Origin of the sequence: Caballeronia sp. TF1N1 (assembly GCF_022878925.1) — a bacterium.
Classification (GTDB): Bacteria; Pseudomonadota; Gammaproteobacteria; order Burkholderiales; family Burkholderiaceae; genus Caballeronia.
Window position 1 is genome coordinate 2,932,662 of the sequence record NZ_CP084626.1, and the last position, 14,992, is coordinate 2,947,653.

The following is a 14,992-nucleotide window of genomic DNA, read 5'->3' on the forward strand; positions in this document are numbered from 1 at the left end:
ATGAGCTATTGGACTCGCCGAATCCGGTACGCGCTGCCGGCTTTTTTTGTGATGATCTTGTCGGTCGCCGGCACGCTGCTCGTAATGCTGCCCGCCGCCTGGATCACGCCGCAATTCGCGCGCGTAACGGGCGGCCGCGTGAATCTCGTCGATCCGGCGGGTTCGCTCTGGCGCGGTTCAGCCACGCTCATGCTCGCGACGGGTGGCGACGTTTCCGGCGCGACGCTGCTGCCGGGGCGTATCGAGTGGACGACGGCGTTCTGGCCGCTTTTCACGGGCCGCGTTCACATGACCATGCGCCAGAGCGAAGCGATGCCCGACGCCGTGATCGTCGATGCCACGCCGCGCGGCGCGTTTCTTTCGGCTGGCGGGATCGCCGTGCCGGCTACGTTGCTTTCCGGGCTCGGCGCGCCGTTCAACACGCTGAACTTCGATGGTTCGGTGCGGCTCACATGGACCGAGTTCCGCGTGCTCGGCAGGAATGCGTATGGTCAGGTGGTCGTCACGCTTGACGACATGTCGTCGAGAGTATCGCGGGTGAAGCCGCTCGGGTCGTATCGGGTGGCGTTGCAGGCGCAGGGTGAATCGGCGGAAATCGATCTCACGACTACGCGTGGCCCGCTCCTGCTGAAGGGAAACGGCACGGTGTCGCAGGGATCGACGGCGTTCAACGGCACCGCGACGGCGGCGCCCGAGCAGCGCGAGAATCTGGCGGGACTGTTGAATCTGCTAGGCCGGCATACGGATCAGGATACGGTGGCGCTGACCTTGGTGCGGTGAGGCGGTGCTGGCTTTCGGATGTCTTTAGTGCCGGTGCGGTTGTGCAAGTTGTCTTTCCAACGGCGCTTCGGATTGAGCGGTTCGTGCGCGCACGTTGAACAACGAAGGCGCACTGAGCGCACCGCTTGAGCTCGCGAGATTCTTACTCAGCTGGCTTGTGCTTGCTTGCCCGCAACGCGGCGCACCAGGCAACACGCATGCGTTCGAGCTTGCACGGGCGTTTTAGTCGGCTGACGCGCGCTTGTCGCTAGCCGATAGCGTCTGACTGACGATATCGGAAGCCGAAGCCGAAGCCGAAGCCGAAGCCGAAGCCGAAGCCGAAGCCGAAGCCGAAGCCGAAGCCGAAGCCGAAGCCGAAGCCGAAGCCGAAGCCGAAGCTGGCGGCTGCACCGCCCCCGTTTCCTGATCCATCTGCGCGACATCCCACCCGCCGCCTAGCGCCTTCACTAATCCCACCGACGAGACCATCCGCTGTCCCGCGATATTCGCCAGCTTCTGCTGCGCCGTGAACGCCGTGGTTTGCGCGGTCAGCACGTTGATGAACGCGACCGTCCCCGCCTTGTACTGATTGTTGATGATCGCGAGCGCCTGCTGCGCCGACTCCACCGCCTGCTGCTGCACGACGACTTCCTTCTCGAGAATGCGCAGCGAAGCGAGATTGTCTTCGACATCCTGAAACGCCGTCAGCACCGTCTGCCGATACGTCGCGACATTCTGGTCGTAAGCGGCACGCGCGGCGTCCGTGCGGGCGGCGCGCAAACCGCCATCGAAAATGGTTGCGGCGATGTCCGGGCCGAGCGTCCAGAAACGCGACGGCGCGCGCAGCAATTGCGACAACACCGAGCTTTCGAAGCCGCCCTGCGCGGAGAGCGTGAGCGTGGGAAAGTACGCCGCGATTTCCACGCCGATCTGTTCGTTCGCCGCCGCAGCCTTCCGTTCGGCCGATGCGATATCCGGCCGCCGTTCGAGAATCGCGGATGGCATCTGCGCGGGCACGGTCGGCGGCGTGGCATCGAGCGGCATCTGCGCCAGCGAGAAGGTCGAAGCCGCCTCGCCGATAAGCACGGCGATGGCATGCTCGTACTGCGCGCGCGCGACGCCGTTATCGATTGCCGATGCCTGCGCCGACTGCAACTGCGTCTGCGCCTGAATCACGTCCGAGCGCGCGACGATTCCTTGCCCATACTGATTCTGCGTGAGCTTCAGCGACTGCTGATAAGCGGCGACGGTATCGTCCAGAAGCCGTTGTTGCGCGTCGAGCGAGCGCAACTGGAAGTAGGTCTGCGCGAGCGTGCCTTGCGCGGACAGACGCGCGTTCGCGAGATCGGCTGCCGCGCCCTGCTGGCCGGCCTTCTGCGCCGATACCGTGCGGCTCACGCTGCCCCAGAGATCAGGCTCCCAAGTGGCATCGAGCGATGCGCTGAAGCTGTTGCCGACAGTGCTGGAACTGTTGCCGAACGTAGAGGTGCTCGTGGAACGCGTGCCCGCACCTTGCCCAGAGCGCGACCCCGAAGCCGACGCACCGATGGTCGGGAAATATGCCGCGCGCGCCTCGCCGACGAGCGCCCGCGCCTGCCGATAAGCCGCCGCATATTGCGCAACCGTCTGGTTCGACTGATTCAGCCGCGCTTCGAGGTCGTTGAGCGTTGCGTCGTCGTAAATGGTCCACCACGTTCCGCGATCGGTCTGATCGGCGGGTTGCGCGACTTTCCAGCCTTCGGGCGCTTCCTTATAGGACGCGGGCATTGCCGTGGACGGGCGCTGATAGTCGGGACCGACCGCGCAACCGGCGAAGGACAACGCCAGCGTGGCCGCAAGCGCAGTGGCGGAAAGGCGCAGCGAGGATGAAACAGCGAGGCGAGACGGCATCTGCTTTCGAAATTCCTGTCGGCGGCGCTTCGTCCGATACGACGAATGCGACTGCCGAGATGGTAACGGAACGCTCGCGAAGCCGGTCGTGGGACTTGCGCGCGAGCGTCAGGCAGACGTTAGGGTAACGGCTTCGGCGTAAGGTGGGTGTTACGCGGCAGCGGAAATCGGTTACGACGCGTTACGCGCTTCAGGCGCCGCCTGCTCCGCCGCTACTGGAGCAAGCGCACGGCGCGGGAAGCAAGGTGCGGTTGGATGCACGCGCGGGCTTTTCAGTCTTACGCCGCTGCCGATTCTCGAACCATCCCATGGCCAGCACGATGAACGAACCGCCCGGCATCAGGAACACGATCAGATACAACGCGAATTTCCACGAGTTCAGATTCGGCGGGACGAACTGACGGGATGCGTTGGCGATCGAGCTGCTGACTTGGCCGAAACGTCGGCCGGCGGTGCGGGCAAAGCGGGTCATCGAAGGGTCCTTGGGGCGTCGCGAACGACGCATCGGGCGATCAGAACATGGTCTCGGGTGGCGCATGTCGCGCGTAACTCGGTGCCTTAAATAATATTGACTATGCAAGTAGTTTTCAAGATACTACCGATTGCTTTTTTCGGAATGTTGCTTTTCCGGGACGTCGCATAGCTTTGCGCGTCGTCCCACGGACCGTCGAATGACCAGCGAACCGCTTTACGATCCGGCCACGATTCAACTCGACATTAGCCTCGGCTACTACCTTGCGAAGGCTCGCAACGTGTTGATCGCGCGAACTGACGAAGCGCTGCGGCCGCTCGATCTGACGTCGCAGCAAATCGGCGCGCTGCTTTTCCTGGCAGCGGGTCGAGCGCGCACGCCGCTGGAACTGTCGCGCGAGATGTCTTACGACAGCGGTTCCATGACGCGCATGCTGGACCGGCTGGAGAAGAAGGGATTCATCGGCCGCACGCGTAGCGACGCGGACCGGCGCATCGTCGAACTGAATCTGACGGACCGTGGCCGCGCCGCCGCCGCGCAACTGCCCGCGCTTGGCGCTGCGGTGCTGAACGAGCAGTTGGAAGGCTTCAGCCGGGCCGAACTCGATCTTCTGACGTCGATGCTAGCGCGCATCATCGGCAATTCGCCTGGTGCTGGCCGCGCAGGTTGCGTCGGATGTGTGGAAGACGCCGAGGAGTGACCAAGCAGCGGCAACGTAGCCGCCAAAAGCCGCGCATTTTGCTGTCTGGGCAGAGAATGCCGCGGCACGGACTTTCGAACGCATAAGAGAAAAGATATGTCGACGACCGCGACTGCCGAACCCGCCACGCCCGCGCCGCGTCCGCTCACGGGCGGCATCCTCGCCTTGCTGACAATGGGCTTGGCGCTCGGCACCTTCATGGAAGTGCTCGACACATCCATCGCCAATGTCGCCGTGCCGACCATTTCAGGAAGTCTGGGCGTCGCGACGAGCGAAGGCACGTGGGTAATTTCCTCGTACTCGGTTGCATCCGCGATCGCCGTGCCGCTCACCGGCTGGCTCGCGCGCCGCGTCGGCGAAGTGAAACTGTTCACTATCTCCGTGCTGTTGTTTTCCGTGGCGTCGGCGCTTTGCGGCTTCGCGCATAACTTCGAATCGCTCATCGGCTTCCGGCTGCTGCAAGGCCTCGTATCCGGCCCCATGGTGCCGCTGTCGCAAACCATCCTCATGCGCAGCTATCCGCCGGAAAAACGCGGACTCGCGCTCGGTTTGTGGGCAATGACTGTCATCGTCGCGCCAATTTTCGGTCCCGTGATGGGCGGCTATATCACCGACAACTACACGTGGCCGTGGATCTTCTATATCAATGTGCCGATCGGCATCTTTTCGGCGGCGATTGCGTACTTTCTCCTGCGCGGACATGAGACCAAGACGACGCGACAGCGCATCGACGCCGTCGGGCTCAGTTTGCTCGTGATCGGCGTCGCGAGCCTGCAGATGATGCTCGATCTCGGCAAGGACCGCGACTGGTTCAACTCGACGTTCATCGTCACGCTGGCGATCGTCGCGGCGGTATCGCTCGCGTTCATGTTCGCGTGGGAAGTGACGGAAAAAGAACCGGTGATCGACCTGTCGCTGTTCCGCGACCGCAATTTCGCAATGGGCGTGATGATCACTTCGCTGGGCTTTCTCGCGTTCTTCGGCTCGGTCGTGGTGTTGCCGCTGTGGCTGCAAACCGTGCTCGGCTTTACGCCGTGGCTCGCGGGTCTTGCAACCGCGCCGGTCGGCATACTCGCGCTCGTGCTCTCGCCGATGATCGGGCAAAACATGCATCGCATGAATCTGCGCGTGGTCGCGAGCTTCGCGTTTATCGTGTTTGCGTTCGTGTCGTACTGGAACTCGACTTTCACGCTCGATACGCCCTTTAGCCACATCATCTTTCCTCGTCTGATTCAGGGCATTGGCGTCGCGTGCTTCTTCGTGCCGATGACGACCATCACGCTATCGAGCGTCTCCGACGAACGGCTCGCGGGCGCGGCGGGGCTGTCGAATTTTCTGCGGACCTTGTCGGGCGCGATAGGCACGGCGGTCAGCACGACCTTCTGGGAGAACGACATGATCCGCCATCATTCCGTGCTCACGGAGTCGGTGAGCGCCTATTCGCAGGGCACGACCGCTTATTCGGACCTTCTGTCGGGACTGGGGCTTTCAGGGCAGGCACTGACGGCGCAACTGGACCGCGTGGTGTCGGCGCAGGCGTACATGATGTCGACCAACGACTTCTTCCGCATTTCCTTCTATGCGTTTCTCGTGCTCGCCGCGATGGTCTGGCTGACGCGCCCGAGGAAAGGCGCGTCGGCGACGACGGGACACTGACGCCTATTGCGGCGTGAGCGGTTCGCCCGACTGGCCCGGCTGGCTGTCGAGATTGAGCGGTACAGGCTGCGGATTCGTCTGCACGGCTTGCGGCGTTGCGCTCACGGGGCGCGTCGCGCCATTGCGCACGAACTGCTTGAAATCCGCGCCCGCTTGCCACGGACCCGGTTGGCAGCCGAGCGGACTGTCGCAATGCGCGGCGAAACCGATCGTGGCCGTGCCTTCGTTGCTCGGCGTCTTGGTGATCTGGTAAGCAAGCGCACGCTTGCCGCTCGACGGTCCTGCCGTCTGAATGATCGAATCCGTGATTGCCTGAAGCTTGTACTCCGAATGATTCGTCACCCAGACTTGCGCGCGCGCCCACCAGGCGTCGCATTCCAGCTTGCTCATGCAGGTGAGCGGCGCGGTGGCCTGCTCCATCGTCTGACTGCTGACCTGGCCTTCGCTCGTGCAGCTCGCGAGCAGAACCAGCGCTGCCGTCGCCGATGCGGCCTTCAGTAATTTGGTGCTCATTGCATCCCCGCTAGTCGATAAGTCCTTGATCATTTTGACTGATCCCGCCGGGCGGCGTTTCTGCGCGTTTCGGGTTGTTTCAAACACGCGTAACGCTTGCCGCGCGCACGAGGCGCGGGCAAGGTAAAACTACGCGCCGGTTCAGCGCGCGCCCGCCTTGTAGTCGCGATACGCGGTGACGAATTCGTCGAACGTTTCGGTTTGATTGCGTTCGATCTCGGCTTGCTCTTCCAGCGACTTCGCGGCAAGCGCGGCCATCTCGCCTGCTTCTTCGGGCGAAAGCGGACGCTCGCGGAAGAACTCCGCATGCTGGCGGCTCAAGTCGAGCGCGAAGGCATCGAACGATTGCTGCTTGTCGCGCATCGTCTGAAGCACGCGTGCCGAAGGCGTCAGCGATGCATCGCGAATGCGCGGCCGCAGTGCTTCGAGCACGCGCGTGGTGTCGTTCGTGCCGTCGAGTTGATCGAGGATCTTCGCAACCGGCGCAATGGCGTCGAATAATTCCTCGGCCCATTGCTGCATCGACACGGACGCGCCGTCGCGCGTGAGCGTCAGTCCTGGCTTGCGCCCTTCCTTCGATACCTTGGTGAAGTTGCCGTTCGCTTCGAGATTCGCTTCGCGCGAGAGCAACGGGCTGTCTTCGAGCGCGCAGTAAAGCAGATAGGCGTCGAGAAAGCGCGAAGTGGCGAGGGAAATGCCGGTCGGCTCGAACGGATCGATATCCAGACAACGCACTTCGATGTACTGCACGCCGCGATCGGCCAGCGCATGCAGCGGACGCTCGCCCGAACGCGTGACGCGCTTAGGCCGAATGGTCGAGTAGAACTCGTTTTCGATCTGCAATACGTTGGTGTTGATCTGCACCCACTCGCCGTTACGCTGCGTGCCGATGGCCTGATAAAGCGCATACGGCTGGCTCACGGCGTTCGCGAGCACGTCGACATACGCGGCGAGATTGTCGTAACTCGGCAGCAAATCCGCCTGCGCGGGGTTGTTCGTGTAGCCGAGATCGCTCATGCGCAGACTGGTGGCGTGCGGCAGATAGAACGTGTCCGCGTCGAGCGCTTCCAGGCTATGCGCCTTGCCTTCGATAAAGCGCCGGTTCAGCACGGGCGATGCGCCGAACAAATACATCAGCAGCCAGTTCGTGCGCCTGAAATTGCGGATGAGCGCGAAATAACGCTCCGACTGGAAGTCTTTCGCCGAGAGCGTGCTCGACGGATCGAGCGCTTGCCACGCGCGCCAGACGTTTTCGTCGAGCGAATAGTTGTAGTGGATGCCCGCGATACATTGCATCGTGCGGCCGTAGCGCAGCGCCAGCCCGCGCCGGTACACGTGCTTGAGCGTACCGATGTTCGACGTGCCGTAAAACCCGAGCGGAATGTCGTCTTCCGGCGGCAGCGAACAGGGCATCGAATCGTTCCACAGCAACTCGTCGCCGAGATGCGCGTAGGCGAAACGATGCAGCAGATCGAGACGATCGAGCGTCAGCGTGATATCCGTTTCCGCCGGCGTGATGAGTTCGACGAGCGCTTCCGAATAGTCGGTCGTGATGAGCGGATGCGTCAGCGCCGAGCCGAACGAACGCGGATGCGGCGTCGTCGCGAGCTTGCCTTCGGGCGTTACGCGCAGGCTTTCTTTCTCGATGCCGCGCAAGCCTTGACGCAACGCGTTGGCGTGCGGTCCGGACGCGAGCGCGGCGAGCCGGCGCTGATAGGCGCCGGCCTTGGGGTGAGCGGATTGCTGGTTTGCCATTGAAGCCGTTGAGCGAGGAGCGCAGGTGTTTCGCGCCCGGTCTTATTTTCGGGTAGCGGGCACTTTAACATCTCGGTGTTCGACGTGCTTGGGCCCAATGGCGGCGGGCGTTTGCGGGGATTTCCGGGGTTTGCGAGGGCCGCGCTCAGGACTTCGCGTCCCTTTGCGCGCGTTCGGTATCGAGAAAGGCCTCCTTGCGCGTCACGCCCCAGCGATACCCCGTGATCGCGCCGTCCTTGCCAATCACGCGATGGCAGGGAATCGCGAGCGCCACCGGATTCGACGCGCACGCGTTCGCCACCGCCCGCACCGCGCGCGGCGCGCCGAGCGCTTCGGCGATCTCGGAATAGGTGCGCGTCTGCCCGTAGGGAATGTTGCGCAACGCTTCCCAGACGCGCCCTTGAAACGCCGTGGCGCCGATGTCGAGCGGCAAATCGAAACGTTCGCGCGTGCCCTGCACGTAGGCCAGAACTTGCGCGACGAACGGCTCCAGTCGCGTGGCATCCTCGATTCGCTCGGCCATGGCGAATTCCACCGCCAATTGATCGATGAGTGCGCGGCCATCGTCGCCGAAAGCGATCTTGCAGATGCCCTTGTCGGTTGCCGCGACCAACACGACGCCGAGCGGCGTGTCGGCCGTCGTATAGCGCACGGTCGAGCCCGCGCCACGGCGCTTGTAGGCCGATGGCGTCATGCCGAGTTCGGCGGGAACGGCGTCGTACAGACGCGAAGGCGAGCCGAAACCGGCGTCGTTGGTCGCGCGGGTGACGTCCCGGCCGTGCTGCAAGGCTTCACGCAGCACGCCTGCGCGCCTCGCCGCCTGATACTGCCGCGGCGATACGCCGACGATGCGCGAAAACAAGCGCTGCAAATGAAACGGGCTGACGTGCACGGCGTCGCTCAGTTGCGCGAGCGTCAGGCGCCGCTGTGGATCGGCGTCGAGTACCTTGCACGCGCGCTCGACAATCGCGAGTTCGCGCGGCAGGCCGGTCGGCTGGCAACGCTTGCATGGCCGATAACCCGCTTCGGCGGCGGCATCCGTCGTCTGGAAGAATTCGACGTTCTCGCGTCGCGGCGCCCGCGACGCGCACGACGGACGGCAGAATACGCCCGTGGTGCGCACCGCGAAGAAAAAAGCGCCGTCGGCGCGCGCGTCGCGATCGACCACGGCTTGCCAGCGGCCGGCGTCGGTATCGAAATCAGGGACGATCTGAAAGGTTTCCGCGATGTTCATGGCTGCTCCAGTGGAAGGGCGTGAATCCACTGTAAGGCCCTGTGAGAAAGGTTACGCGCCGTTTCTTGCGCTGTCATCGCGCGCCGCGTCCAGCAATTTCAGAATTGTGACGCACAGATGCCACACTTCGGCGCCATAGGGGTTTTTACTAAAAAAACTATTGCGTCGCATCAAGTGGCTGTGTAGTATTGGAACTGTCTCCTCCATGTCTCCTCCTGATATGGATTCAGCCCGCCAACTAGGCGGGCTTTTTTTCGTCTGTCGTTTTTGGCGATGCCGCGCGCCGCGTGGCTTTCGGGCGTAAAAAAACCGGGCGTCTGAAGCTCGCCCGGTTCGTTTTCACCGAGCTACATCACAGCACGTAGCGAGAAAGATCCTCATCCTGCGCCACGTCGTTCAGTGCGCGATCCACATACGCCGCGTCGATTCGCACCGGCGTGCCCGCGTGGTTCCCCGCCGCGAACGACACTTCCTCCAGCAACTTTTCGATCACCGTGTAAAGCCGCCGCGCGCCGATGTTCTCCGTCTTCTCGTTCACCGAGAACGCGACTTCGGCGAGACGCCGGATGCCGTCATCGGCGAAATCGAGTTCCACGCCTTCGGTCGCGAGCAGCGCCTTGTATTGCTTGACGAGACTTGCATCGGTGGAATTCAGGATCGACTCGAAGTCCTGCACGGACAACGAATCCAGCTCGACGCGAATGGGAAAACGCCCTTGCAGTTCGGGAATCAGATCGCTCGGCTTGGCCAGATGGAACGCGCCACTCGCGATAAACAGAATGTGATCTGTCTTGATCATCCCGTATTTCGTGTTGATGGTCGTGCCTTCGACGAGCGGCAGCAGATCGCGCTGCACGCCTGCGCGCGACACTTCCGCGCCGCCGGTTTCGCTGCGCGACGCGATCTTGTCGATCTCGTCCAGAAACACGATGCCGTTTTGCTCGACGTTCTGCACCGCGCGGCTCTTGACCTCTTCGTCGTTGAGCATCTTCCCGGCTTCCTCGTCGGTGAGCAGCTTGAGCGCTTCCTTCACCTTCACCTTGCGGCGCGTCTTCTTGCCGCCGCCGATGTTCGCGAACATCGAACGAATCTGCTCGGTCATGTCTTCCATGCCCGGCGGACCCATGATGTCCATGCCGACTTGCGGCTGTTCGACATCGAGTTCGATTTCCTTGTCGTCGAGCGCGCCTTCACGCAGCCGTTTGCGGAAGGTCTGACGCGTGACGTTGTTGCTGTCCTCGGCCGATTCCGCCGCGCTCGACGCGCCGAAGCCAACCGGCCGCGCGCTCGGCAGCAGAATATCGAGAATGCGGTCTTCGGCGCGATCCTCGGCTTTCGTGCGGACTTTCTTCATCTCGGATTCGCGCGTCTGCTTCACCGAAATCTCGATCAGATCGCGCACGATGCTGTCCACGTCGCGGCCGACGTAGCCCACTTCGGTGAACTTGGTCGCTTCGATCTTGATGAACGGCGCGTCCGCGAGCTTCGCGAGACGTCGCGCGATCTCGGTCTTGCCGACGCCCGTCGGCCCGATCATCAAAATGTTCTTCGGCGTGATTTCCTGACGCAGCGGCTCGGCGACTTGCTGACGGCGCCAGCGATTGCGCAGCGCGACCGCGACCGCTTTCTTCGCGCGGCCCTGGCCGATAATGTGTTTGTCGAGTTCCGAGACGATTTCGGCGGGAGTCATGGTGGTCATCGTTGGTCCTTTGCGCGCGTGCGCTTACTCGATCGTCTCGATGACGCGATTGTGATTGGTGTAGATGCACATGTCGCCGGCGATGGTCAGCGCCTTCTCGACGATTTCGCGCGGAGAGAGTTCGGTGTTTTCGGCGAGTGCCTGTGCCGCGGCTTGCGCGTACGCGCCGCCCGAGCCGATGGCGCAGATGCCGTTTTCGGGATCGAGCACGTCGCCGTTGCCGGTGATGACGAGCGTGGCTTGCGCGTCGGCGGCAATCAGCATGGCTTCGAGACGTCGCAGCATGCGGTCGGTGCGCCAGTCCTTGGCGAGTTCGACGGCTGCGCGCGTGAGATTGCCCTGATGCTTTTCCAGCTTCGCTTCGAAGCGGTCGAGCAGTGAGAACGCGTCGGCCGTGCCGCCGGCGAAGCCGACCAGCACCTTGCCGCCATAGATACGGCGCACTTTCTTCGCGCCGCCTTTCATGACGATATTGCCGAGCGTCACCTGACCATCGCCGCCCAACGCGACTTTGCCGCCGCTTCGCACGGAGACGATGGTCGTGCCGTGAAATTGTTCCATGTGCGTTCCTTGAGAAAACGAAGGACGCGGGCGGCTCGATCTAAAGAACCGCCACGCAGTCGAGAATTCGATGGAGTGCACGGCGCGGGGTTCCGCCCGACTCGAAAAGACGAGCGTCCGGCGCCGCGCACGCGCCGTCGTCGTGAACGGGCGCGTCGGATTCATTTTAGGGCGATGGGGAATTTATCAAGACACGCGATGCGCAGGACGCGCCGCGCAAACAAAAAGGCACACGCGGATGCGTGTGCCTTGCGTGTACCGGAGCGTTCGAACACGCGAATTTCGCGGCGGCGTCTTCCCCGTGGCGGGCGGCCCCGCGACGTTCGCCGAGAGAGACGCGCTTCAGTCGCCGAACAGCTTCTGACGCAGTTCGCGGCGTTCCTGTGCCTCGAGCGAGAGCGTGGCGGTCGGGCGCGCGATGAGACGCGGAATGCCGATCGGCTCGCCGGTTTCCTCGCACCAGCCGTAATCGCCGGACTCGATGCGCGCGAGCGACTGCTGCACTTTCTTCAGGAGCTTGCGTTCGCGGTCACGCGTGCGCAGTTCCAGTGCATGCTCTTCCTCGATGGTCGCGCGATCCGCCGGGTCCGGCACGATCACCGTTTCCCGCAGGTTCTCGGTCGTCTGTCCGGCATTCTTGAGAATGTCGGCTTGCAACTGTTCGAGCCGGTTCTTGAAGAAGGCGAGCTGTTCCTCGTTCATGTAGTCCTTCTCGCTCATCTTCAGGATTTCGGCTTCGGTCAAGAGTTTCGTTGTCATCTGCTTGCTTCTTCAATGTAAGGCGAAGTCTTCCGCAACGCCCCGACTACATTACCCGCATGCAGCGTCATGGCATCACGCGACACGTCGATGCGGGGCCGAACTCCTCTGGAAACCGATTACGGATGTGTCCGGTACGCGGGGCATTTTTTCGCATGTCCGCGTTCCGGGCCTTCCTGCGTTGTTTCGATTCGCCTTCCCCCGCTAAATCGAGATAACGCAAAACAGGCCATCCCTTCTCCTGACATCCGACAGCGTAAGGCTCAGATGTGACTTCAAGCCATGCGCCAAACGGATTTGCCCTTCTCCAGTGGGGCTGTATTGTAACTGAACCGCAATTTCCGACGACAACGAGAAAACCCTGTCAATTTATGTCGGAATTTCAAAAATATAACGCGTGGACGTACAAAAAGCGATGCTGCTTCGTGGTCGCGACTACACACGCCGCACGAAAGTCACGCTACGAAAAACGCCGCGCGCGATAGGCCGCGGCGGCGTTTCCAGCTTTTCGCGCACGCTTCCTGAAGACGGGAACCGCGGCTATCAAGCGATATGCATGCCAATCTATTTGACGAGGCAGGCGTCGAGGCCGTCGAAAATCAGATCCTTCGGCAACTCGATACCGATGAACACCATCTTGCTGTTCTTCTTCTCGATCGGCATCCACTTGCTGGCGAGGTCGCTGCCCATCATCTGATGCACGCCCTGGAACACGACCTTGCGATCCACGCCCTTCATATAGAGCACGCCCTTGTAGCGCAACAGACGCTCGCCGTAGATCTGCAGGATGCCGCCCAGGAAGTCTTCGAGGCGGTTCGGATCGAACGGCTTGTCGCTGCGATAAACGAACGACTTGATCTTGTCGTCGTGATGCGCGTGATGGTGATGATGATGCTCATGGTCGTGGCTATGATCGTGACCGCAAGTGGCGTGATCGTGGTCGTCGCCGTGATCGTGCGCGTGGTCATGGCCGTGATCGTGGTCGTGGTCGTGGTCGTCTTCCGCGAGGAAATCCGGGTCGATCTCGAGCTTCGAATTCAGATTGAAGCCGCGCAGGTCGAAGATTTCCTTGATGTCCGCATCGCCGAAATTGACGACGCGAATGGCCGCGCGCGGGTTCATGTGCAGCAGGCGATGCTTGAGCGCTTCGAGCGCGGCGGCATCGACGAGATCGGACTTGGTGATGAACAGGCGGTCCGCGAAACCGACCTGCCGCTGCACCACTTCGTGCTGGTCGAGCTGCGCGTTCGCGTGTTTTGCATCGACGAGGGTGATGATCGCGTCGAGCAGGAATTCGTCGGCGACCGTGTTGTCCATGAAAAACGTCTGCGCCACGGGGCCCGGATTCGCGAGACCCGTCGTTTCGATCACCACGCGGTCGAAATCGAGCGTCCCCGCCTTCTTGCGGTTAGCGAGGTCTTCCAGCGCGCGCGCCAGATCGCCGCGAATCGTGCAGCAGATGCAGCCGTTGCTCATCTGGATGATCTGCTCGTTCGTTTCCTGCACGAGGATTTCGTTGTCGATGTTCTCTTCGCCGAACTCGTTCTCGATCACGGCGATCTTCATGCCGTGCTGCTCGTTCAAAATGCGCTTGAGCAGCGTGGTTTTGCCGCTACCCAGAAAGCCGGTCAGGATGGTTACGGGAATCATGGTGTCGCCTGTGTCCTTGTCTGTGTTCGGGGATTGCGCGGGCCGCGGCAGGCGCAATGAGTCGAATATTGAAACATATTTGCCGAACCGGTGCTCCGTGCGACCCGGTTACGTGGCCGCTAGATAAGGGCGCTCACGCAATTTGCAACAGCAGCCCTTTCAGGTATTCGCCTTCGGGAAAAGCCGTCAGCAAAGGGTGATCGACGCCCGCGCCGAGCCGCTTGAGGATGCGCGCATCGACACGCGCGTCCGACGCCGCGCCCGCGACGATCTTCTGGAAGAGGTCCGAATCGATCGCGCCGGAACACGAATACGTGAAGAGCAGCCCGCCCGGACGCAGCAGCTTGAAACCGCTGAGGTTGATGTCCTTGTAAGCGCGCGCGGCGCGCTCGACGCTTTCCTTCGACGGCGCGAACTTCGGCGGATCGAGCACGATCAGGTCGAAGCGCCGGCCGTCGTCGTAAAGACGGCGCAAGGTCTTGAACGCGTCGGCGTCGAGCCATTCGGCGCGTTCGGCGTCGAAGCCGTTTGCCGTGACGTTGGCGCGCGCCAGGGCGAGCGCGTCGCCGGACGAATCGACGGACACCACGCGCGTGGCGCCGCCCTTGAGCGCCGCGAGCGAAAAGCCGCCCGTGTAGCAAAAGCAGTTGAGCACTTCGCGGCCTTCCGCGTTTTGTTGAACCAGCACGCGGTTGTCGCGCTGATCGACATAGAAGCCTGTCTTGTGGCCGTGCATGACATCGACGTGATAGCGCACGCCGCATTCGTTCGTGATGAGCGTCTCGGGCGGCGCGTCGCCGGCGAGCACGCCGGTGGTTTGCTCGAGCCCTTCCTTCTGGCGAATCGACACATCCGAGCGTTCGTAGACGTTCGGACAGCCGGTGGCGTCGATGAGCGCCTGCACGATCGCCTCTTTCCAAGCTTCGACGCCCGTCGCCATGAACTGGCAAACGAGTTGCGCGCGCGCGCCTTCGTCGGCGACGTAGTAATCGACGATCAAGCCGGGCAAGCCGTCCGCTTCACCGAAAATGAGACGCGTGGCGCCGGTATCGCGCACCATCGTCTGCCGATGCGCGACCGCGCGCTGCACGCGACGCTTGAAGAACGCGTGATCGACAGGTTCGGCTTCGTCGAAAGACCAGACGCGCGCGCGAATCTGCGAATGCGGGCTATACGACGCGCGCGCCAGAAAGCGGCCGTCGGCCGCGCGCACGGCGACGGTCGCGCCAGGCGCGGGATTGCCGTCGATCCGCGCGATGGCGTTGGCGTAAATCCACGGATGGCGGCGAACGAGCGACCTGTCCTTCGCCAGTTTGAGCGTGATGGTATGCATGAGAATGTCAG

13 protein-coding genes are annotated in these 14,992 nt (G+C 62.4%); 3 read left to right on the forward strand and 10 right to left on the reverse strand.

The window, feature by feature from the left end:
• Positions 1-780 carry a type II secretion system protein N gene (locus LDZ28_RS13750; RefSeq protein ID WP_244826649.1) on the forward strand — a complete coding sequence of 260 codons (780 nt, stop codon included), beginning with the start codon at positions 1-3 and terminating at the stop codon, positions 778-780.
• 222 nt (positions 781-1,002) lie between these two features.
• Here LDZ28_RS13750 and LDZ28_RS13755 read toward each other — a convergent pair whose 3' ends face one another.
• Positions 1,003-2,649: an efflux transporter outer membrane subunit gene (locus LDZ28_RS13755; protein WP_244826650.1), complete on the reverse strand. Its 1,647-nt coding sequence runs from the start codon at positions 2,647-2,649 to the stop codon at positions 1,003-1,005.
• Positions 2,650-2,839: 190 nt separating this feature from the next.
• A complete protein-coding gene (locus tag LDZ28_RS13760) occupies positions 2,840-3,121 on the reverse strand; it encodes a hypothetical protein (RefSeq protein WP_244826651.1) in 282 nt (93 codons plus the stop codon).
• 199 nt (positions 3,122-3,320) lie between these two features.
• On the opposite strand from LDZ28_RS13760, the gene LDZ28_RS13765 reads away from it, so the two are divergent.
• Positions 3,321-3,821 (forward strand): MarR family winged helix-turn-helix transcriptional regulator, encoded by a 501-nt coding sequence (locus LDZ28_RS13765; RefSeq protein ID WP_244826652.1) that lies wholly within the window; start codon positions 3,321-3,323, stop codon positions 3,819-3,821.
• 96 nt (positions 3,822-3,917) lie between these two features.
• Positions 3,918-5,477 carry a DHA2 family efflux MFS transporter permease subunit gene (locus LDZ28_RS13770; RefSeq protein ID WP_244826653.1) on the forward strand — a complete coding sequence of 520 codons (1,560 nt, stop codon included), beginning with the start codon at positions 3,918-3,920 and terminating at the stop codon, positions 5,475-5,477.
• A 3-nt stretch (positions 5,478-5,480) separates the two neighbouring features.
• On the opposite strand, the gene LDZ28_RS13775 is transcribed toward LDZ28_RS13770, so the two are convergent.
• The 8 genes from LDZ28_RS13775 to LDZ28_RS13810 all read right to left on the reverse strand — a co-directional run bounded on the left by LDZ28_RS13775 (position 5,481) and on the right by LDZ28_RS13810 (position 14,981).
• The gene (locus LDZ28_RS13775) at positions 5,481-5,990 is read right to left on the reverse strand and encodes a hypothetical protein (protein ID WP_244826654.1); all 510 of its coding nucleotides are present in this window, start codon (positions 5,988-5,990) and stop codon (positions 5,481-5,483) included.
• Between the two features lie 141 nt (positions 5,991-6,131).
• Entirely contained in the window at positions 6,132-7,745 is a 1,614-nt protein-coding gene (gene gshA, locus LDZ28_RS13780; protein ID WP_244826655.1) for a glutamate--cysteine ligase, read from the reverse strand.
• A 145-nt stretch (positions 7,746-7,890) separates the two neighbouring features.
• A complete protein-coding gene (ada, locus tag LDZ28_RS13785) occupies positions 7,891-8,979 on the reverse strand; it encodes a bifunctional DNA-binding transcriptional regulator/O6-methylguanine-DNA methyltransferase Ada (RefSeq protein ID WP_244826656.1) in 1,089 nt (362 codons plus the stop codon).
• A gap of 352 nt (positions 8,980-9,331) precedes the next feature.
• On the reverse strand, positions 9,332-10,678 hold the full coding sequence (gene hslU / locus LDZ28_RS13790) for an ATP-dependent protease ATPase subunit HslU (RefSeq protein ID WP_244826657.1): 1,347 nt from the start codon (positions 10,676-10,678) through the stop codon (positions 9,332-9,334).
• A 24-nt stretch (positions 10,679-10,702) separates the two neighbouring features.
• A complete protein-coding gene (gene hslV, locus LDZ28_RS13795; protein WP_244826658.1) occupies positions 10,703-11,239 on the reverse strand; it encodes an ATP-dependent protease subunit HslV in 537 nt (178 codons plus the stop codon).
• A gap of 342 nt (positions 11,240-11,581) precedes the next feature.
• Complete coding sequence (gene dksA, locus LDZ28_RS13800) at positions 11,582-11,998, reverse strand: RNA polymerase-binding protein DksA (protein ID WP_035962045.1); 417 nt, start codon at positions 11,996-11,998, stop codon at positions 11,582-11,584.
• A gap of 564 nt (positions 11,999-12,562) precedes the next feature.
• On the reverse strand, positions 12,563-13,648 hold the full coding sequence (locus LDZ28_RS13805) for a GTP-binding protein (RefSeq protein WP_244826659.1): 1,086 nt from the start codon (positions 13,646-13,648) through the stop codon (positions 12,563-12,565).
• 133 nt (positions 13,649-13,781) lie between these two features.
• Positions 13,782-14,981: a class I SAM-dependent rRNA methyltransferase gene (locus LDZ28_RS13810; RefSeq protein ID WP_244826660.1), complete on the reverse strand. Its 1,200-nt coding sequence runs from the start codon at positions 14,979-14,981 to the stop codon at positions 13,782-13,784.
• Positions 14,982-14,992 lie beyond the last annotated feature (11 nt).

Bases quoted from the DNA above. Each gene is read 5' to 3' on its own strand.
- hslU (WP_244826657.1), bottom strand. From the start codon at position 10,678: ATGACCACCATGACTCCCGCCGAAATCGTCTCGGAACTCGACAAACAC.
- LDZ28_RS13750 (WP_244826649.1), top strand. From the start codon at position 1: ATGAGCTATTGGACTCGCCGAATCCGGTACGCGCTGCCGGCTTTTTTT.
- dksA (WP_035962045.1), bottom strand. From the start codon at position 11,998: ATGACAACGAAACTCTTGACCGAAGCCGAAATCCTGAAGATGAGCGAG.
- LDZ28_RS13810 (WP_244826660.1), bottom strand. From the start codon at position 14,981: ATGCATACCATCACGCTCAAACTGGCGAAGGACAGGTCGCTCGTTCGC.
- ada (WP_244826656.1), bottom strand. From the start codon at position 8,979: ATGAACATCGCGGAAACCTTTCAGATCGTCCCTGATTTCGATACCGAC.
- LDZ28_RS13765 (WP_244826652.1), top strand. From the start codon at position 3,321: ATGACCAGCGAACCGCTTTACGATCCGGCCACGATTCAACTCGACATT.
- LDZ28_RS13805 (WP_244826659.1), bottom strand. From the start codon at position 13,648: ATGATTCCCGTAACCATCCTGACCGGCTTTCTGGGTAGCGGCAAAACC.
- LDZ28_RS13770 (WP_244826653.1), top strand. From the start codon at position 3,918: ATGTCGACGACCGCGACTGCCGAACCCGCCACGCCCGCGCCGCGTCCG.
- gshA (WP_244826655.1), bottom strand. From the start codon at position 7,745: ATGGCAAACCAGCAATCCGCTCACCCCAAGGCCGGCGCCTATCAGCGC.
- LDZ28_RS13755 (WP_244826650.1), bottom strand. From the start codon at position 2,649: ATGCCGTCTCGCCTCGCTGTTTCATCCTCGCTGCGCCTTTCCGCCACT.
- LDZ28_RS13775 (WP_244826654.1), bottom strand. From the start codon at position 5,990: ATGAGCACCAAATTACTGAAGGCCGCATCGGCGACGGCAGCGCTGGTT.
- hslV (WP_244826658.1), bottom strand. From the start codon at position 11,239: ATGGAACAATTTCACGGCACGACCATCGTCTCCGTGCGAAGCGGCGGC.
- LDZ28_RS13760 (WP_244826651.1), bottom strand. From the start codon at position 3,121: ATGACCCGCTTTGCCCGCACCGCCGGCCGACGTTTCGGCCAAGTCAGC.